This is a genomic window from uncultured Cetobacterium sp. (genome assembly GCF_947072685.1).
GTDB lineage: Bacteria > Fusobacteriota > Fusobacteriia > Fusobacteriales > Fusobacteriaceae > Cetobacterium_A.
The window spans coordinates 1-20604 of the sequence record NZ_CAMTIK010000032.1 but is presented as its reverse complement, the minus strand read 5'-3'; the positions used below and the strand labels follow the sequence as shown (position 1 = coordinate 20604).

At 29.2% G+C, this 20604-nt stretch carries 13 protein-coding genes and 1 pseudogene; 7 read left to right on the top strand and 7 right to left on the bottom strand.

The genetic code is table 11. The features are described from left to right. The 4 genes from Q0V67_RS09595 to Q0V67_RS09580 form a co-directional block, all read right to left on the bottom strand. Positions 1-1493, bottom strand: a 1493-nt coding sequence (locus Q0V67_RS09595; protein ID WP_297599068.1) for a discoidin domain-containing protein, incomplete at its 3' end; no start/stop codon positions are given. Between the two features lie 8 nt (positions 1494-1501). Next, positions 1502-3277, bottom strand: coding sequence for a hypothetical protein (locus tag Q0V67_RS09590; RefSeq protein ID WP_297599066.1), 1776 nt, complete (start codon positions 3275-3277; stop codon positions 1502-1504). Between the two features lie 70 nt (positions 3278-3347). Then, on the bottom strand, positions 3348-6056 hold the full coding sequence (locus tag Q0V67_RS09585) for a glycosyl hydrolase family 18 protein (protein WP_297599064.1): 2709 nt from the start codon (positions 6054-6056) through the stop codon (positions 3348-3350). Between the two features lie 22 nt (positions 6057-6078). Continuing rightward, positions 6079-6501, bottom strand: coding sequence for a hypothetical protein (locus Q0V67_RS09580; protein ID WP_297599062.1), 423 nt, complete (start codon positions 6499-6501; stop codon positions 6079-6081). A 388-nt stretch (positions 6502-6889) separates the two neighbouring features. On the opposite strand from Q0V67_RS09580, the gene Q0V67_RS09575 reads away from it, so the two are divergent. Genes Q0V67_RS09575 through Q0V67_RS09565 form a run of 3 tightly spaced genes read left to right on the top strand, consistent with a single transcriptional unit; the run spans position 6890 to position 12289 of the window. Further along, complete coding sequence (locus Q0V67_RS09575; protein ID WP_297599060.1) at positions 6890-8971, top strand: chitinase; 2082 nt, start codon at positions 6890-6892, stop codon at positions 8969-8971. A gap of 24 nt (positions 8972-8995) precedes the next feature. Continuing rightward, positions 8996-11272: a glycosyl hydrolase family 18 protein gene (locus Q0V67_RS09570; RefSeq protein WP_297599059.1), complete on the top strand. Its 2277-nt coding sequence runs from the start codon at positions 8996-8998 to the stop codon at positions 11270-11272. A gap of 3 nt (positions 11273-11275) precedes the next feature. Further along, the gene (locus tag Q0V67_RS09565) at positions 11276-12289 is read left to right on the top strand and encodes a patatin-like phospholipase family protein (RefSeq protein WP_297599057.1); all 1014 of its coding nucleotides are present in this window, start codon (positions 11276-11278) and stop codon (positions 12287-12289) included. Positions 12290-12325: 36 nt separating this feature from the next. Here Q0V67_RS09565 and Q0V67_RS09560 read toward each other — a convergent pair whose 3' ends face one another. Continuing rightward, complete coding sequence (locus Q0V67_RS09560; protein ID WP_297599055.1) at positions 12326-12901, bottom strand: DsbA family protein; 576 nt, start codon at positions 12899-12901, stop codon at positions 12326-12328. Between the two features lie 186 nt (positions 12902-13087). Here Q0V67_RS09560 and Q0V67_RS09555 point away from each other — a divergent pair, with 186 nt between their 5' ends. The 3 genes from Q0V67_RS09555 (at position 13088) to Q0V67_RS09545 (ending at position 18228) form a co-directional block, all read left to right on the top strand. Beyond that, on the top strand, positions 13088-14908 hold the full coding sequence (locus tag Q0V67_RS09555; protein WP_297599054.1) for a polysaccharide lyase family 8 super-sandwich domain-containing protein: 1821 nt from the start codon (positions 13088-13090) through the stop codon (positions 14906-14908). Between the two features lie 30 nt (positions 14909-14938). Beyond that, positions 14939-16930, top strand: a complete 1992-nt coding sequence (locus Q0V67_RS09550) for a helix-turn-helix transcriptional regulator (protein ID WP_297599052.1) — start codon at positions 14939-14941, stop codon at positions 16928-16930. Between the two features lie 107 nt (positions 16931-17037). Continuing rightward, positions 17038-18228: a glycoside hydrolase family 88 protein gene (locus Q0V67_RS09545; RefSeq protein ID WP_297599050.1), complete on the top strand. Its 1191-nt coding sequence runs from the start codon at positions 17038-17040 to the stop codon at positions 18226-18228. A gap of 52 nt (positions 18229-18280) precedes the next feature. On the opposite strand, the gene Q0V67_RS09540 is transcribed toward Q0V67_RS09545, so the two are convergent. Continuing rightward, complete coding sequence (locus tag Q0V67_RS09540) at positions 18281-18826, bottom strand: LUD domain-containing protein (protein WP_297599048.1); 546 nt, start codon at positions 18824-18826, stop codon at positions 18281-18283. Continuing rightward, entirely contained in the window at positions 18826-19419 is a 594-nt protein-coding gene (locus tag Q0V67_RS09535) for a lactate utilization protein (RefSeq protein WP_297599046.1), read from the bottom strand. Before Q0V67_RS09535 ends, Q0V67_RS09540 begins: the two co-directional genes overlap by 1 nt. Before the next feature lie 312 nt (positions 19420-19731). On the opposite strand from Q0V67_RS09535, the pseudogene Q0V67_RS09530 reads away from it, so the two are divergent. Continuing rightward, a pseudogene (locus Q0V67_RS09530) lies at positions 19732-20604 on the top strand (hypothetical protein); the annotation flags it as partial.

Here is a 20604-nt window from a genome sequence, read left to right as displayed (position 1 = left end):
TTGTACTTTAAAAATTGTAAATCATATATCAATACATGATTTTCATTAGATTTATTGACTCTAATACAAATATTTGAAGCGAAAATAGGATTGAATTTAATATTTCTCCAATTTCCAGCTAAACCTTCATTTATTGATTCTCCTACAACTAACCACTCTTCATTTGAACTCTCTTTATATAAAACAGTATAGTTCTCAACTCTTCCCAAAGATGTATTTCTTGTTAAAAGATGCAACTCGTCAACAACTTGAGGTTCTGGATTAGTTATATAAAAATCTCCATACTCTGAATATCTTGTACTGTGAAAATTGGTGTTTTCATAGTTATCAATTGCTTTATCCGGCCCTAAATTTCCTGAATAAACACCGCAGCCAGATTCTGCAACAAGATTTGTTCTATCTATACTTCTCTCTAAGTCAGTTGTTAAATAATAACTATCTTGTGATTCTAAAATTGTTGTTATAACTATTTCAGTTTCATTATTTGGCCCATAAAGTGTAAGCTCTAAATCTTTTCCATAGAAATTCTCAAAAGTTATTATATTGTTTAAAATATTATTGGATGTTTTGCTCTTTTTATTTCCATATCTATCCTCATAATTTACTGTCGCACGATAAATACCCACTCCAGATGTTTCATAAGAAAATCTATTTAAAATTTGGTGCTTTTCATTATTTATCGATATCCTCTTTGTATCCATATTCACCACCAAAAGATTTCTTGCAATAGCAAGTTTATTTAAATATTCCTCTGTTTTATTTGTTTTCATCTCTAAAGTGATAATGTCCTGAATAGTCACTCCACTTTTTACTTCTGTTAGAGTAGTATCCTCAAATAATGAGTTGATTTCATGCTCTAAATAATTAAATATATAAATTTCAATATCTTCTTTTTTTAGATTTATCGCTTGAGAACTTCTAAAGCATAACCCTTTAACTAGCACAGGATGAAATTTTTTAATACCATGAATATCTATATAGTTTAGAGAAATCCAATCTTGCCCTTCCCCCGGAGAATAAAGAATCTCTAAATTTTCAAACTCTCTATTAAAATTAATTCTATTAATAATTTTAGAATTCTCTAATTTAAGAATTAACTCCGTTTCAATATTTGAATTTAATAGATCTATATCCTCTCTACTTACTCTAGCATCTATATCTTCTTGAAGATAATATGAAGTCCCCTCTGTTAAAATAGGTGTTACGTTTATTATAGAGGCTTCTTCTCCCTCAATTGTAACTTTTAACTCATCAGTTAAGATAGCTTCTAATTCCCACTCCTGAATATTTCCTAGAGTTCTTATTACATTGGCCTTAATTGTTATCGTGTTGTTTAAAAAATCTTTTGTCGTTATATTTAGAAAATTTGGAAACTTACTATTTTGAGTTTCCAATATCAAATTTTTTATGATTTCTTTTTTATTTAATTTCAAATTAAAAGTATTGCTACTTGGTACATTTCCATTTCTAATAAAGGTTAATTCTGAATTCATTTTTCCTCCTAATTTTGACTACCTTCATTGTTTTTATAGTTCATATTAAATATAGCAATCTCATTTTCTATTTGACTTTGATAATTTTCCAAAGTCAACTCATTTAAATTTATTGTTGGTTTTGGATAAGTGTTACACTGGGAAACTATTTCACTCTCTATACTATACTGAGCTCCTATAAAATAATTACTTACATCTCTTTGTAAAATTTTTGTTATGTAAAAACACAGATCACTTATTGAAAGTTTTTTATTGGAATCATTCTCTCTTTGAATATCTTTGTATATTTTTGGTATAAATCTATTTTCGTTTGAAAAAATTAGTAGCTTACTCCACAACAATCTCTTCTCATCTACAGAAATATCTAAACTGTTCTTATACTTTAACTCAAGTTCAATATTTATTAAATATGCTAAAATATCTTTAACTTCTGAACTTAAAAACTCTAAATTTCCAAACCCTTTTGACAATAGCTCCGATAAATTTTTACTCCCAAACTCTTCAATATTTTTATTAAAAACATTTGTAGATTCTATATTATAAGTTGTATAATACCCAGAGGCTGTCTCTTTTATTCCTGATTCTTCTCCTATCCAAAAGACTTTTTTATAGACAGGACTATCCTTATCTGTACAGAAATATCCGTTTTTATTTATTAAAAAATTAATATAATCCAATACACTATCCAAATTTTCTATGGCTTGAATAAATTCATATTTATTAAAATTATTATTTATCCAAACTAAATCTGCTTTTAAAATAAAATTCTTTCCCTCCACAATTATAAACTTATTATAACTGTTTAAAAGTACCATCTCTGGAGAATTTTTACCAATCTTATAATTATTTGATAAATCTAAATTATACATATTTAAATTTATCTCTTCCGAAGTTTCTTTTAGAATAAAAATATCCCCTTTTATATCTTCTGAATATATTAAATTTGGACCTATTTTTAAATCTATTATCTGTGAAACTGGACTCTCAGACTCTTCTGAAATTAGGCATACCCTTATCTTTTTATCACTGACAATCAGATAATCTTTTTTAGTATTTATTCTATATGGTGTCGAAATTAGTCTTAAGGAAGTATCTATTTTTAAAATATCAAAATAATTCCCATAGCTTTCAGAATCTTTTCTTATTTTAAAGGCTTCTTTTTTTAGTGTGTTGTTGTTTATCCATAATAACTTTGCCACATAGCCTAAATTACTACTTGGATAACTTTCTATAAATTTAGTTATATCTTTCAATTTTATATCTTCTTTTATCTGAGTATATTGATAATCTACAAACAATTTTTCTAAATTTTCTTTTAAGTTTTCAGCATCTTTTTCCTGTGTTGTCGAATATATATTTATCGTATTTATTACTACCCATCTTCCACTACTATCGTGAACTCTGATACAAATATCTGTCGCATAAATTTCTTCTATTGTCGCACTTCTCCACCCTTTAACAGTTTCTCTTGTCGAATTAAAAGCTGAAATCCATCCACTGTTCTCTCTCTCTTTTTTATAAAGAATCTCATAATTATATACACATCCATTATTGGCAACAGGGTGATTTGTTAAAAAACTTATTTTTGATATCAATGCTGGGTATGGTAGTTCCAAGTATACATCTCCATATTCCCCACTCTCATATTGATTTGAATGAAAAAGAGTCTCTTCATCTCCATCTAAAAAATTTTCTAAACCATTATTATTCCATATAGTTAAGTTCGTAGAAGGTATAATTCGTTGGCTATCAATTAATTCTAAATTGTTTATATCTATCCTCATCTTCTCTCCCCATTATCTTTTTATAAAATTAAAGAGAGGTATTCTCCTCTCTTTAATTTTATAGTTATTTTTATCCTCTAGAAACTCTATTTAAATAGTTTAATCTCAATGAATCTGTTTTAAATCTATTGAATATTACAGATGTTAAAAGGTGATCCGCTTGATATAAATTTGGATATGCTGATGTTGCTTCTGCACCATGCATGTCTACTCCATAATCATCCATCCCTATATCCCAAGATATTATTCCAGCTAGATTATTTTCTAAAACCCACTGACATTTTTTATCCAATGATTGTTCATCTTCAAATGTATAGAATATTCCATCCTTTTCATTATATAAGTATGGTGTTTGTGCCTGCTCATCATAGTAATATTTAAAGTCTGCTCCTCTTAATATTGTCCCAGCATGTGGGTTAGCAGGACCATTTAAATCTATAGTTCTAACTGAAACATTTTCACCATTCATCAATTTGTTTAAATGAACCAATGGTAGTACTCCTGCTCCTCTTCCCCCATCCATAGTTCCTGGCGCTGAACATCCTTTTGCTCCATTAGATGCAGCATTTATGTTTGTTTTTACATATAATCCTGGCATAGATGTTGGCCATCCATTTACTGGTTTAAATACTCCAGACCAACCTCTCGAATAAAACGGTGTTCCTACTGTAATTTTTTTGGCAGAAACTCCATATGTTTTTGTAACATAATCGATTAATGTTTTTATCGACATAGCATTTCCTTGTGGGTTTGTTTCAATCGAAGGTTCATTTTGGTTTTGGAATAAATATGATTGGTGATTTGTTATTGAATCAAAAGCACCGTGAATATCATAAGTCATATAACTTATAAAATCACAAGTCTTATGCCATAACGCAATTCCACTCTTCTCTATATGATTTTTTCCTGAAACAATAGCACACGATAGGAAGTAATATTTTCCATCCTCTTTTCCTGCATTGTCTAAAGCAATTCTTAATGATTGCATTAATTTATTAAATAATACATCCTCATCATCTTTTGCTCTTGGTGTCCCTAAATCATTTTTGTTATCTACTAAATCTCCATCTCTTCTAGAACATGGGAATTCCCAATCTATATCTATTCCAACAAAGTTGAACTCTCTAATAAAATCAACACATCTCTTTACAAAGTAATCTCTTTTTTCATCAGATGCAGCATCTCTGAAAAATCCTGAACGAGACCATCCACCTAAAGAAGCTATAGGTTTTACATATGGGTATTTTTTCCCCATTTCCATAAATTCAGTCATATAAGCATTTGTTCCTCCATACTTAGAGAACGCTGCCCCTGGATCGAATATATTTGGAGATACATTCAATGCTCCAGCACCTGTAGCTACATCTTGAGCTGCCTTTCCTAAATGTGAAATATCATCTTTGTCTGTTATAAATTCTCCAGAATAATCTGGTGTAACATCAATAAATGCGTACTGCATATGAGATATTTTATTCCATGGACTCACTTTAGGAGTATATTTTCTTCCGCCCCATTTACCCCATTCAGCAGAATATGTTATATGTTTCTTTTCCATTGGAGATCCGATCCCCTCAACTTCAGCTATATTCATAGGCTCTAAGTGTGCATTCGGTATTTTTCCTATTGCATCCATCACATGTTGCCCAGGACAATCTATCTGTAACTCTTCTCCTGCTGTTAGTTTTGTCCAAGGTGACCAATCTCCATTTAATTTAGGAGTATCTCCTTTACTTGCCCAACCAGAATGTTTAAAATGGAATCCACTATAATAAACTATTTTTCCAGTTGCTGTTCCATACTCTATCTCACTATTCCACTCTGGGTGCTCACAATATTTTACTCCACCATCTTCAACAGCTATTTCTATTTTTCCAGTCGTACTCTTATAATAAACTACCACTTTATCATTTGTTTGTTCATCTCTTGTATAAGTCACTTTATACACAAATTTTATATCCTTTAACATCGAATAGTTAGTTATAGATACTTTATTTTTTGCAGATCCTTTATTCAATGATGTATAGTTAGTCGTTATTGTCTCTAAAAGTTGACCATCTTGATAAACCCCCACTTTCGGTGAAATCTCTCCCCAAGTGTTGTTTAAAGTTATCTCATAATTTTCTCCATTTTTAACAGTATGTGCCCATAAATTTGAATATGGTAACATAGTTGGAAACTCATCATCTAGTGGCGGTAAAATAGTTTCTTCCTCGATTGTTACCCTATTTGAAAGAATCTCTTTAAATGTATCTTTCCAAAAATACTTCGATACAAAATGATACTCTCCAGGTGTATTTGAAGTGAAGAAAACTTTATCTAATGGGGATATAAGAGTTATTTTTTCCACTCTATCATTATTTTTATATAATTCATACTCCACAGATGTTATTAACTTATCATTTTCTCCTGGTTCCAACTCTCCAACTAATTTTTTGTTTATATTTTTTAATACGGCTTTAATTATTGATGGTTCTAATTCAGGAAGTGGGGGTGGTATAATCGAATCATCATGATTACATTCACCTAAAAATCTTTCAATATTTTGAATTAAAAGCTTAAAAGATAGATATTCCTCTAAACTAGTATTCACTGATAAATTTAACATAAAGTTATTCATTCTCTCAATCATAGGAATTAATTCATCACAATTGATAGTTATATGTTTATCTGAATATAGATTATTCATTTTATTTACTTTATCAAGAGTGTTATTATATATTTTTTTAAACTCCTCTTCCTTTTCAATAACAGGAAATAGGTTATTTTTTATTTTTTTCATTCTGTTCTCCTTTTTTATAAATTTACTTAAAACTGTTATAAGATTTCTCTAAATTCGATTGATAAGTAGACGTATTTTTATTAAACGAAGTATGCTTCTCTAAAAAAGATGACAATCTACAAATCTCTTTGGATAGCTTAACTATCTCGCACTCAATCTCTTGAAATCTCTTAATTATATTTTCAGATTTTATAACCATCTTATTATTTTCTTCTAATTTTACTAAACTTACTTCCAAAGAAATTAATTTTGAAGAAAGTTCTGAAAAATTTTCTCTAAAAGCATTATTAAAATTTTCATTTTTTCTTAAAGCGATTGTATAGTCAGATTTTATTTGTGAATATCTATCTTGATAGTATTCACATTTTTCTTCATACTCTTTGTTCAAAGCTTTTAAGCTTGTAATCTCTTTCTTTAACTCTTTATTTTTACTGTTAAAAAACATATATCCCCTTTCAATTAATTAAAAATATAACTACCACCATCAAAATTTAATTTATAAAACAATTCAATATTTTTCCATTATATGAATTAATATTACATTTTTTGAAAGAAATAATCAACTTTTTTTTATTTTTTTTTAAATAAATTTTTACAAAATAACTAACCACCCTTTATTTCTCTTCAACTATCACCTTTAATTGCTAATTTATAAATAAAAATAAACAAATAATCATTTGACATTTTTTATTTTTCAGTATAAGCTTTATTTCAACTATCACAATTTTTTTGCTCTTAAAACAAAACAAAAATGAAATGTTTTTTCACGATTAAAATAAAATTATAATTTTCTGCAACATAAAAGTTGATTAAATTTCTAGGAGGTTTTTGTCTTGAATTCAAATACCGAACTTGATTTTCAAGTTAATGATTTAAAAAATAAAATTTCCGCTTTATTTGATAAATTTAAAACTCTTCAAAGCAATATGAATATAATTATGGATGTTGTTAGAACAAATCCAGAATATAATGTTGCTAAAAATAAATTAGATCAATTGATAGATTTTTCAAATAATTTATCTAACTTAAGTAATATTGACCAATTCTTCCAAATAAAAACACTCGCTTTTGATTTAGAAAAAATAATATTTGATTTGGAGCATATCATTGAATCTAATCCTCCAGAGATAATTTTTCCTGAAATTAAAAAAGCGATTTTAAAAGATGATGGAAGTTTCAAAGGTGAACTTAAAGATATTTCAGACCCAGAGTTGCGTTTAAATAATATTGAATATAGACTTTTCAAAGTCCTAGATATAGGAACAACTGAAATTGAAACTATCACTTATCCTGAAACTCTATTCAAAGTTGATTTTAATTACAGAGATACGGGCATATACTATTTTATCGCTACATATTTTTATGAAGGCGACAATGATGTTGTTCAAAGTCAAACTATAACATCAAATACTATCGAAGTTTTAGATTTAGAAAAAACAATCCCTTCTATATGTTGTGCTGGACTTGTTCTTTCAGAGACAAATCCTATTGGAGTTTTAACTAAAGTTAACGATGAGGATAATGCAATATTTAAAAATATATTTACTTTAAAAAATGAACTTGATCAGATTATAGAAACTCTTGAAACAAAATCTATTCCTTCACAAATAGATTTTAAAAATGTAACACAAGGTAAGTATTATTTCCAATCAACTTCATACTACAATACAGGTATGCAAGAGGGTGAAATCTCTATAATTTCCAATACAGTAGAAGTTCTAAAAGAAACAGAGATCCCTCCAGAAACTGATGCCTCTGTCTGGAAAGACTGCGTATTTTCACCTTTTGTTGATGCGGCTAGAGATGATGTTTTCTTAAAGTTTCCATTTGCAGACGTATCTAAACAGATAGGAATACCTTTCTATAATCTTGGATTTATTACTGCTGATTCCAATTTCAACGCATCTTGGGGAGGGAGTACTCAGCTTCCAGGTTCAAAAGGTACTACTGCTGGATTAAAGCAAGATGTTGAAAGACTTCGTTCTATGGGTGGAGATATCTGTATCTCTTTTGGTGGTCTTACAGGTCCTTATCTAAATGAAGTTATAGATAATCCAGAAGTATTAAAAAATAAATATCTAGAAATAATCAATGCTTGGAACTTAACTAGGGTTGATTTTGATATGGAACACAATTCAATACTGGCCGGTGAAACTTGCCAAGCAAATAAGATTAACCATACTGCAATTGCTATGATGCAAAGTGAATTAAAAAACAGTGGAAAAGCTATTGATGTTTGGTTCACTCTTCCTACTATGCCTTATGGTTTAAATCAGAATGAGCTGCTTCTTTTAGATGATGCTCTAAAAAAAGGTGTAGAAATAGCTGGAATTAATATTATGGCTATGTGCTATGGTTCTGCATACTCAGGAAATATGGCTGAACAGGCTATTGATGCAGCTAAAAACTTACATAGACAATTACAAGAAGTTTTTGAAAAAAATAGAATTTTCAAAACAGATGAAGAGATCTGGAAAATGATTGGAATATGTCCAGAGATTGGAATAAACGATACTGGAATATTCAATACATTTTATACTCAAGATGCAAATACTTTATTAGATTTTTGCCAACTTTATAAAGTTGGTATGATTTCTTTTTGGTCTTCTAATAGAGATAAAGAGAATGATGGTAGCATTCTAAATGGTCCTGATTCATCAGGTATAATTCAAGAAAATCTAGAGTTTTCTAAAATTTTTCAAAAATATAACACTGTAAATTTCCAAGTAAAACCCCTAAATCCAAATAATGATTGTGGTATTTACAACAACACTCCTATTTGGCATGAATCTATGTCATATCCTTCTGCAGGAAATAAGGTTTTTTATCAAGGTAAATATTATTCAAACAGTTGGTATGTTTCAGCTTGGGATTTTCCACCTAATTTAAATGAAGCTTGGAAAGAAATACAATAAAATTAAATTTAAAGGAGCATTCACATGAGTACACTAGAAATCCAAAGTATAAAATCACATTTTTCAAATGTTTTAAAGCACTACAATAACCTTAAAAAAAAATTTGTTGAAGAATCTAATAATGAATTAGAATTCTTACACCTTCAACTTATAGAGCTAAAAAACAAAATTAACAATCTAAGTATGCAATCATCTATTATCTATTTTCTTGAAGCTAAAGAACTTCTTTCAACTATTGAAAAGGGAATTTTTGATTTAGATGATAATTTAGTTATTCCTGAAACAGAGATTATAATTCCTCAAGTTTCAGCACCTAAACTGGAAATCGTTAAAAATCAAGCTAAGGTTTCTTCTACAAATATAGTTGATGTTCAATCAAGATTGATTGAGGTTATTTTCAAATTAAAAACAAATATCAACAATATAATTGAACAAAAACAATCAACTAATTTTAATGAGCCTGTATCATTTTCAAGTATTCTTACTCCAGGTCAATACTTAGTTGAAGCTATCTATTCATACAGACTAGAAAACGAGATTGGAACAATCACTGTCAATAGTAATAGTGCCGTTATTGAAGAGAATCTTCCTTTACCTCCAGAACCGCCTGTACCTAGTGATATATTCGCTACAGTTAAACTGTCTTCTTCTCAATCTTGGGGAAATGGTTTTAGTGCAGAGATGGAGATTGAATCTCATAGTGATATCAATCTTGCTGGAGATTGGGCTTTAAATTTTGATTCATCTGCTTCTTCTCTATCACATTGGCAAATAAATTGTGACCGTAAAGGAAATCAATTATCTATAACTTCAGGAAAAGACTGGGCTCAAGTTCCTCATTTTTCTTTGACTCCTTTTGCTAAAATAAGCATCAATGGTATCAACGGTAATGGTGTAGCTTTCGATAAAAATATAATGACAAATGCGACTATTAATGGTTATCCTGTAAAAGTTTTAATAAATGGTGAAGAGAGTGGGGGGACAAATCCTAATCCTACGCCCGATCCTGAGCCTGAAATACCTACTATTTCTTTCCCAGATCAGTTACCTATACTAGGGGCTACAGATGTTGAAGCAATCTATTTGACTGCGGATAAGAATCAAATATTAGGAACTGTTTCAATCCCTAATCCACAGATTCATTCTGAATATGCTATTTATGTAAATAATTTTAAAGCTAAAACAAAGGTGGTTGAATTTACAAGAAGATCATCAATGGTTAATGTTCAAATAAATAAAGATGAACTATTCCTATCTAATGGAAACAATAAAATTGAACTTGTTTTTGCTGGAACTGCAAATTCTAAAGCTTCATATTACAAAACCAATAGTGTTGAAATTTTTAAAGAAAAACCTGAAAATTTGGGTGAGAAATCTTTAATTGGATATTGGTCTTCATGGGGCGGAAATGGTCCTACTTCTTATATTGATTTAGAAGATGTCCCTTCTGAATACGACACTATTGTTGTATCATTTATTGAACATATGAATGACTTCTTAACACCACAGTTTGACCCAGAAGCAAGTAAACAAGTAACAAAAGAGGCATTTAAAGATAAGGTTAAAAGAATGAAAGCTAAAGGTCATGATGTTATAATAGCTATCGGTGGACAAAATGGAGTGTTTAAACTGAAATCAGAAACAGAAAAAAACATTTTCAAAAGTGGAGTTATCAATATAATTGAGGAATATGGATTCAATGGATTTGATATCGATTTAGAAGGACAAAGTACACAGTATGGAAGTACTTTTATAGTTCAAGCTATCAAAGAGATTATTTTACACTTCAGAGCTAAAGATCCTAATTTCATTTATTCTATGGCTCCAGAAGTTGCATATCTAATAAGTACTGGTTTTGGTTCTCTTTATATTGACTTAATAAGAGAAACTAAGGATCTAATAACTACTATTCATCCGCAATACTACAACGCACCTGGTACAGGAGTTTATCCATTTGATGGAAGTGGAGTTGCGATTGATTGTAAAAATCAAGCTAGATTCATTCCTGAGTTTACACAAGCTCTAATAAAAGGTCATGATGGTCCTGCTTGGGGTGGAGAATATGCTCAATTATTCCCTATTGGACCAATTCCAGAAGAGAAACTTGCTATAGGTCTTCCTTCAGGTGTTGGAGCTGCTGGAACTGGAGCAATAAATGATATGGAAATAATAAAATCAGCTTGGCTTGAAGTTCAAAGAAGAGGATACACTAATGTCAAAGGATTTATGACTTGGAGTATAGATTGGGATAAATACCATAACTGGCAATTTAAAAATGCAGTTTCAGAGTTAATTAAATAAAAAATGAAAAAATTAAGAGTTTTATCTATTGATGGTGGGGGAATAAAAGGTATTATTCCCGCTATTATCTGTGAGTATTTAGAAAAAGAGATTTCATCTAAAGTAAATAAAAATGTTTTTTTACATGAATATTTTGATTTTATTGTTGGAACAAGTACCGGTGGTATTTTAGGGGCTCTATATACATCCCCTAAGTACCATACTGCAAATGAAATAATATCCCTTTATAAAACTTTAGGTCGTAAAATTTTCATAAAAAGTTTCACACGAAAATTAACTTCTTTTGGAGGAATTATAAGACCTAAATACTCAAGTAAATCCCTTGAAAACCTATCCTATGAACTTTTTCAAGATTACCATTTAGGAGATACACTTAAACCTTTTATGACAACATCTTATGATTTGATAAGAGCTAAAGAAATTTTTTTTGACAGTATCAATGCTCAAAAGAAACCTTTTAAAAATTTTAAGCTTAAAGATGTTGTTGTTGCTACATCATCAGCTCCAGTTTATTTTAATGCCAAAAAACTTGTTTCAGAAAATGGACATATTTACAACTGCATTGACGGGGGTATATTTGCTAATAATCCGGCACTTATAGCTTATGCTGAAGCTAGAAATATCAACTTTAAAAAAATTATCAACGAAAATAAACCCTCTTATCCAGACTCGGAAGATATTATTTTAATCTCTCTTGGAACCGGTAAAAAAGATGGGGATCGAAGTTATGAGCATTTAAAATCTAAAGGTGGTGCAAAATGGGTTGTTCCTATTATAGATATTCTTTTTTCTACACAATCTAATACCGATGATTTTATTCTTAGAAAAATATTTGATTCATCTAAAAACAAGTGGAACTACTACAGATTAAATCCGCATCTATTTAGCGCTTCTATTGAAATGGATAATAGTTCTTCAAAAAATATAGAAAATCTTTGTCTAGATGCTGAAAACTTCATTTTAAGAAATAAGGATAAGCTCGATGATATCGTTCAACAATTGATTTTAAATCATTAAAAAGAGAGATTATAAAATCTCTCTTTTTAATTCTATCTAAATTTTATGAATCCAATCTTCAATTTTTCTTGGAAAATTAGCTATTTGCTCATCATTTATATAAAATGTTGGAACAACATCAAAATCATACTCTGAAACCTCTTCGTTTAATTTTTTATGTGCCTCTCTATATTTAGAAGTTAATAAAGAATCTTCAAATTCAAATTTAGGAATTTCTAAATTCTCAGCTATTTCAACCAAAACATTTAAATCTCCTATATTTTTATTATGAATCCAATATGCTTCTAAAATAGCTCTTATATATTCGATTCCTTTTCCATACTTTTCAGCTGTATATAGCCCTTCAAATGCTAAAGCTGTTCTTGGTTTTGGACTTATTGTCGGAAAATTTATTGCAATCCCTTCCTCTTTAGCCCAACTTTCAATATTCTTTTTAAAATATTCTCTAGCACTCTCATTTACAACTGGCTGTGGATTTGGCTCTGGAGAAAGTTCATATGGTAGAAATCTATATTCTGGTTTTATTCTTTTTTCTTTTAAAGCTTTTTCTAAAATTTTTTCTCCTACAAAACAATATGGGCATACAAAATCTAAAATCATTGTTATTTTCATCTTTAAACCTCCTGTTGATCAAAACCTTTGTTTAATTTTTCTAAATTAAATGGACTTTTCCTTTTTTTGTATAGAAAAAAGATTATATTTGTAGAAAATAGAATATTTACCTTTAATATTCTAACCAGTATATTAAAGGTAAATGTCGATTACAAATAAATAGAACACTAACAGGGGGAGAAGATTATGGAAGAAATTTTAAGAAAACGTATTGAATTTCTAACTGGAGGTATAGCTCCAAAAGAAACACTAAAAAAACTAGATTTTGAGTGCACTGATATTCTAAAGGAGTTCATCAATAATAATTCCCTTATAAATAACAGTGAAGCTAAATTTTTAGTAGAAGCCGTTAGAAATAGTTATAAAAAAATTTTAGTACTAGGAATAGCTTATAATACTACAAATTCAACCTATTACAAAAATGAAACCTTATTTTATATCGCTGATACAATTTTAAAAAATAATTATCAAAATTTCTATAACTTAAACTCAGTAGAACATACAAATTGGTGGCAATGGGAGATTGGATATCCATTATTACTAAATGATATATTAATTCTTTTTTATAACAACTTAAACAAAGCATTTATAAAAAAAATACTAAAGGTAACCGCTTATTTTTTGCCCGATGAAAAATATTTAGGAAATAATCCTGTCGCCATACACCCTAGTAACTCTCCTTTAAGAAGGGCGACTGGTGGGAATTTAATTGATACCTGTAAAATTATTTTTTTAAGAGGTGCTCTTTTAAGTGATATGAGTATATGTAAAAAAGCTGTCAAATCTATTTCTGAAACTTTAGAAATAATTCAAGAAAGAGATATAAAAACAATAAGCAATAGAGATGGTTTTTATAAAGATGGGTCCTTTATTCAACATGGATTTATTCCCTATGTTGGTACCTATGGAAATGTTTTACTATCAGGTATTGCAGAAATTATATATCTAGTTGATATGCAATTAAGAAAAGAAATTGATACTCAAAAAATATGTGAGAGAGTATACCATTCTTTTGAGCCACTTTTTTTCAAAGGAGCTATGACCGATATGGTCAATGGAAGGGCCATAACTAGAGACGGAAACGATCATCAGATAGGGCATGAAATTATAAACTCAATCTTACTTTTAGCTGATGGTGTGGATGAATCCAACAGAATAAAACTTCTTGAAATTGCCAAAAGAGAGTTATTTCTAGATAAATTCTACACATATAAAAAAAATGAAAAAAAAGCTATATTTTATAATCTATCTAAAAATGTTTTAGAAAATGTAAATATTAAAATAAAAAATTACAACTGCTCTCTCACATGTTTTAATGAAATGAATCGAATTTTTTATAGAAATAAGTCTTTTGCGATAGGAGTAGCCATGCACTCCACAAAAATTGGAAATTTTGAAACCTTCAATGGTGAAAATCAAAAAGGATGGTTCACAAGCGATGGAGCAATATATCTATATGTCGATGGCGATGAATACATTGATTATTGGAAATATCTAGATTTTCACTATATTCCTGGAACTACTGAGATTAAAATGGATATGGAAAATATACAAAATGTAGAAAGTACAATGCTCAATATGCCGAAAAATACATTGGCTAAGGGGTATAAAAACACTGTCTTAGGTTCAGCTAGTATGGATTTTATTAACTGGAACGGGAATTTAAAAAGTAAAAAAAATTATATTTTTACAAAAACTGGGATGATCTATCTAGAAAATTCTATAACAGGAGTGGGTGATGTATATCATACAGTTGCTAACCTAAAGTTGTCTAATTCTAAAAAAACTACAATATTTTTAGATAATAAACCCCTAACCGAAACCTTTAAAAGCGGACAATTTCAAGAGATCAAAATAGGAAATATTGTGTATAAATTCTTTAAAGATGAAAAAATAAATTTAGAACTTTATGGCGATAGTAACAATAGATTTATAAAAATATGGATAGATCTTGGAAGAGACCCCATCAATTATACCCTTGCATTCGAAGTCATTATTATAGTATAATAGATAAAAATGTTTTATAAAAGGGGCAATATGTTAAAATTAGAACGCAAAGACGTATTTAAATATAATAAAATCTATATTTTCTTAATTTTATCTTCGGTAATTATATTTTTATTTGGTACAAATGAATATAGCGAGTATAAAAATAAGGAAAGGTTGAGAGTTGAAAGAATTTTAAATAAAATAAATTTAAAAATAGAATTATTTATGTCATCTATTAGTGATTTGAAAAATAGTGAACCAATCAAAGATTATTATAACTTAGATAAGGTATCATACTATAATTTAATCAAGGTTTTACAAGAGATTCAAAATAAAAATAATATCTATGGCAAAATTGGATACAAATTGAGTTTAGGAAAAGATGACTCTGATATATTGATAACAGGTGAAGGGACTCGAAATAAAAAATCATACTTTGAAGATATGTTTAATCAAGAAAACTATCCTAAAAACACAAATTTAATTTTATCACCACAAGAAAAGGAAATTTCATTTATTTTAAAAAATAAAATTTTCGATTCAGAAGAAAATGTTTTTTGGATTGTAACTTTGGATCGTGAACTATTCTTCTCGGAGCTTTTTGAAAAGAAAAGTGGAAAATGGGAAGTTTTAAAAGATGGTAACGTTTACTCGCTAGATAGAAATATTCAGATGAAAAGAAAAGGAAATGACGGATATATTTTAAGAAGTAGTGGATTAAATTTCAAATTTTTATATACTCCTAATTATTCTCACTTTTTTCATATCCTATTTTTAAAATCAATAGTTTTGTTTTTAGCTCTTGGACTACTAGTACTTTTAATTGATTACTCTTTTAAACTATATAAAGAACGAAAAGAATTGATAGGGGAAATAAACACTTTAGCTGTTGTTGATAGAAGAAAAAATTTAAGAGATTTTGTATTAGGAATACGAAAAGTTGATGAAATAGGAGCCCTGACAAAAAAAGTTATTAGTCTTCAAGAACGAAAATTAAAAATAGTTTTAGTTGAAATTTTTGATAGTGATGACCACGGATTAGATTTTAAAAATTTTACTTTAGCAAGAGAATATCTAAAAGAGAGTTTATCTATAAATGGTGTATATGAACATATCGATATAGATTACAAAAGTATTGCCTTTATTATTCCAGATGAAAGTAATTCTACTATAGAGGATGCCTTCCACTTTATCTTAGAAAATATAGAGTCTAAATATAGTGTTGAATTAATTGCTGCAGTGTCAAATGAATTTTTAGCAATTGAAAGTTTTCCTCAGGAATATATAACTTGTAAAAAAATTTTAGATGCTAAATTTGTGGCTAAAGGTAGAAAAGTTTTATTTTCAGAAAATATCAAAACTGGAAAGTTAATATTGACATATCCAATAGAAACAGAAGCTAAACTGGTTTCTAAACTACTAAATGGAAATCTTCAAGGTGCTAAAAAGATAGTCGATGAAATTTTTATTGATAGAATAAGTCCTGAATCTATGGATAAAAATGATATTAAAGAATTTACTGGACTGCTCTATAACACATTAAATAGAGTTGTCATACAATTAAAAGAGTTTGAAAGTTCGTTATATTGTGAAAATTTAGATATTAAGAGCATCACAAAAACAGCAAATTTAGAAAAAATTAGAACTATTTTTAATGAACTTATAATCGAAATCTGCAAACAAAAGAAAAATAGTGAACAAGATGAAAATGAGGCCATTAGAGATAAAATAAAAACTTATATCGATAGAAATTATCAATTTGATTTTTCATTGGATAATCTAGCCGATTATTTAGGGCTCTCTTTCAAGTATACAAGTATCCTTTTTAAAAAAGTCATGGGAGATAATTTTAAAAACTATATAAATATGTATAGAATACAGAAAGCTAAAGATATTTTAAAAGAAAAAAAAGATATTAAGATTAAAGACTTAGCAGAAAATTTAGGATATAATAGTTCAAATACATTCATAAGAATCTTTAAAAAATATGAAGGTATCTCTCCAACACAGTTCAATCCTCAAGAAATTTTGGAAAAATAAACTCAAAATGGAATATAAATTAGAATACAGAAAAAAGATGATTTACAATTGAATCAAATCCCATTATAATCCACTTAAATTTATAACTCAAAAAGGGGGAGACAAAAATGGAGATATTGACAAAAACAAGAGCAAAATATTCAAAAGATTTTAGATTAACAAAAGAGGATTTATTTTCAGGGATGCATGAAGCTATGAAAAAAGTAGATGATAATTCAAAGGTATTTATAGACACATACCCAAGAGCAGCGAGTGTGAATAATATATATCCTGGAACAAAGAATGCTGAAGATTTTGATGATTGGACTGTTGGATTTTGGACAGGAATGTTATGGTTATCTTACGAGCTAACTAAAAATGAAAGATATAAAAAAATAGCTGAGTATCAATTGAAAGGCTACAAAACAAGAATTGATAAAAAATTACATTTAAACCATCACGATATAGGATTTTTATACTCTCTTTCAGCAGTGGCCCAAGAGAGAGTAACAGGAAGCATATTGGCAAAAGAAGTGGGAATAGAAGCCGCAAAACACCTAATAACAAGATTCCAAGACAAGGGTCAGTTTATTCAAGCTTGGGGAGATTTAGGAAAATCTGAAGATTATCGTCTTATTATAGACTGCAATATGAATGTCCCTCTTCTATTTTGGGCAACAGAAATGACAGGAGATGATACATTTGCCAAAATAGGTGCAAAACATTTAACAACAGCAGCTAGTGTCGTTGTTAGAGAAGACTCATCTACACATCACACATACTATTTCAATCCCGAAACTGGAGAACCAACAAGAGGAGTTACGGCTCAAGGTTATTCAGATACCTCTGCTTGGGCAAGAGGACAAGCTTGGGGAGTTTACGGATTCCCATTAGCATATGGATATACAAAGGATAAAAAATATATCGATCTTTTTAAACGAGTAACAAACTACTTTATAAACAATCTACCTGATGACGATGTTTGCTACTGGGATTTAGTATTTAAAGATGGTTCTGAACAGCCTAGAGATACTTCTGCTGCCGCTATCGCTGTTTGTGGTATATTGGAAATGGATAAATTTTTAGATATAAATGACCCAGATAAACAGATTTACCTGACTGTAGCACATAAAATAATGAAATCTTTAATGAAAACCTACAGTACTAAAGATTTGTATTTTTCGAATGGACTTTTAACCGATGCTGTTTATTCTATTCCTCACGGTTCAGGAATTAAAGAGTGTAATATTTGGGGAGATTATTATTACTTAGAAGCTTTAACAAGATTGTTTAATCCTGAGTGGAAAAAATATTGGTAAAATAGTAAAAGCAGAGGTGAAACTCTGCTTTTTTATATGCTAACTATCTTTTTTAAAACCCAATATCTTCTGGAACAATAAAAATAGTATATTTGTCAGGAAATTTTCTACCATGATGAATCAGACTGAAATTATCACTGGTTTCACTAAAATAATTTCTAATTTTTAAAATTTCTGGTGCCATAGTTTCAAATTCAGCAAGATTTTTAATAAATTTATTGATTCCTGCTATTACAAAGACCCTCTTGGGGCCAAAAAGTGAAGCACAACTAGAAAAATCATCAAGAAAAATGAGCTCGCCATTTTCAGTAATAAAATCACACCCTACAATAAAATTATCAGCTAAAATAGCATTTGGCTCTTTTTTATAATCATAAATTCGGCAACCTTTTTTAGCTATACTATGAATGAAATCCAAAGATTCTATAAAAGGGGTCTGATCAAGAACAAAAGATTCGTCTAAGAATACTTTAGAAAGCATAGAATTTTTTAACTCTTCTAAATTTTTAACTAAAATTGCATCGTATTCTTTAGATAATAAAATCTTTGTCATATTTTGTGCTTTTAAATTATAAAGCCACTCAATATTTTTATCCATTAATATCCCACCTCTTCATTTATAATAATAATAGTTATAGAATTTTCCATTCTTTTTCCAGATCTAACTATTGATGTAAAATTACATATCCTTTGTTTAGTGACACAATCCTCACATACTCCTGAAATATTACATGGAGTTTTATGATTAATTCGCTTTGAATTTAAAGGCCCTACAAAATCTTTAATTCGTTTCATGCCATCTTGCCAAGTATTAACTAATTTATTTATTCCGCAGACAATAATAACATTTTTAGGCCCCCATAATAAGCTGGAAACTCTATTTCCACCCGAATCTGTCTGTATCAATTCTCCATTTTTACTTATGGCATTTGTACTGGTTAAAAAGTAATCCGCTAGCATTCCATCTCTCATACATTTGAGAGTTGATGACCAATCTGGTTGATTATATCTATCAAAAAGATAGTACTTATCACTTCGAAAAGTATCTATTATATCTAGTTCATTGATTGTTACAGAGCCTCCCAAAGCGATCGATGAATTTAGTGGGATTAGATTTAATATCACCTCTCGAGCTTCCTTTGAATTTTCAGCATATATTGGAATATAATTTTTTTGGCGAAGAGTTTCCATTAATTCTAAAACTTCTCTCTTCTTAATTTTTTTTTTTGATTTCTTTCATAAATGTCCTCCTTAAGAATTAAAAAAAGAGCAACAATAACTCTTCTAATAAAAATATCTTACATATATAAGAAATAAATGTAAATATTCTATTTTATATGTGCTAAATTCTATCATTAAAACTTAAAGTTATATTAATAAAATCTGAAATTTCATTTCTTTTCTAGATAGAAAAAACAAGATAATAAATGGCTGATTTACATGAAATTCTTGATAAGGTATCATTAAAACACCAACATCATACAAATAAAACGGGGGGGTAGTATGAAAGCAAAGGATAAAATAGTGTTATTAGGAATCTTTCTATTGTTTTCTAGTAAAAACTTAAAAAGTTATTCAAATCAAATTCAAGAAAATAATTCAATAATTGATGTAAGTACGGGTTCGGGAATGGAAGCTGGAAAAAACCAAATTAAAATTAATAATGGAACTATCAACGTCAGCGGAGATAGAACCGTTGGAATGAAAGCTAATAATTTTTCTTCTGGAATCCCAGCTCTCGTTGAGAATAAAAATATTATAACTGTAATTGCTGGAGCTGGAACTATCGGAATACAAGCTTCTGGAGTTGGAAGTACTGGAATAAACAGTGGTACAATTATCCATACTGGAGATGGAAAAAACACTTCCAATGCAATGCATGCTCAAAATGGCGGGAGCATACAGAATATAGGAGCTATTGAAGTTTCTGGACTCAATGTCTCTGCAATGGCTATTGATAAAATTGAAACAACTCTATCAAATAAAGGCTCTATATCAGTTAACAATAAAGCTAAAGGTATAAAATTAACAAATGGTGCTAGTGCCATGAATGAAGGTATCATCAATGTTAAGGATGGCACTGCACTATCTGTAGAAACAAAATCTAACGGTACAAACTCTGGAGATATCTATGTCTCTGGAAATAATTCTACTGGAATATCTATAACTGGTGGTAGTTCTGGTGAAAATACTGGTAATATCTATGTCAATGCTGGACAATATACTTCCGGTATCAAAGTAGATGGAAGTGAGAGCACTGGAATAAACAGTGGTACAATTATCCATACTGGAGATGGAGAAAATACTTCCAATGCAATGCTTGCTCAAAATGGCGGGAGCATACAGAATATAGGAGCTATTGAAGTTTCTGGACTC

Bases quoted from the DNA above. Each gene is read 5' to 3' on its own strand.
- Q0V67_RS09570 (WP_297599059.1), top strand. From the start codon at position 8,996: ATGAGTACACTAGAAATCCAAAGTATAAAATCACATTTTTCAAATGTT.
- Q0V67_RS09560 (WP_297599055.1), bottom strand. From the start codon at position 12,901: ATGAAAATAACAATGATTTTAGATTTTGTATGCCCATATTGTTTTGTA.
- Q0V67_RS09545 (WP_297599050.1), top strand. From the start codon at position 17,038: ATGGAGATATTGACAAAAACAAGAGCAAAATATTCAAAAGATTTTAGA.
- Q0V67_RS09535 (WP_297599046.1), bottom strand. From the start codon at position 19,419: ATGGAAACTCTTCGCCAAAAAAATTATATTCCAATATATGCTGAAAAT.
- Q0V67_RS09585 (WP_297599064.1), bottom strand. From the start codon at position 6,056: ATGAAAAAAATAAAAAATAACCTATTTCCTGTTATTGAAAAGGAAGAG.
- Q0V67_RS09555 (WP_297599054.1), top strand. From the start codon at position 13,088: ATGGAAGAAATTTTAAGAAAACGTATTGAATTTCTAACTGGAGGTATA.
- Q0V67_RS09580 (WP_297599062.1), bottom strand. From the start codon at position 6,501: ATGTTTTTTAACAGTAAAAATAAAGAGTTAAAGAAAGAGATTACAAGC.
- Q0V67_RS09550 (WP_297599052.1), top strand. From the start codon at position 14,939: ATGTTAAAATTAGAACGCAAAGACGTATTTAAATATAATAAAATCTAT.
- Q0V67_RS09565 (WP_297599057.1), top strand. From the start codon at position 11,276: ATGAAAAAATTAAGAGTTTTATCTATTGATGGTGGGGGAATAAAAGGT.
- Q0V67_RS09590 (WP_297599066.1), bottom strand. From the start codon at position 3,277: ATGAGGATAGATATAAACAATTTAGAATTAATTGATAGCCAACGAATT.
- Q0V67_RS09540 (WP_297599048.1), bottom strand. From the start codon at position 18,826: ATGGATAAAAATATTGAGTGGCTTTATAATTTAAAAGCACAAAATATG.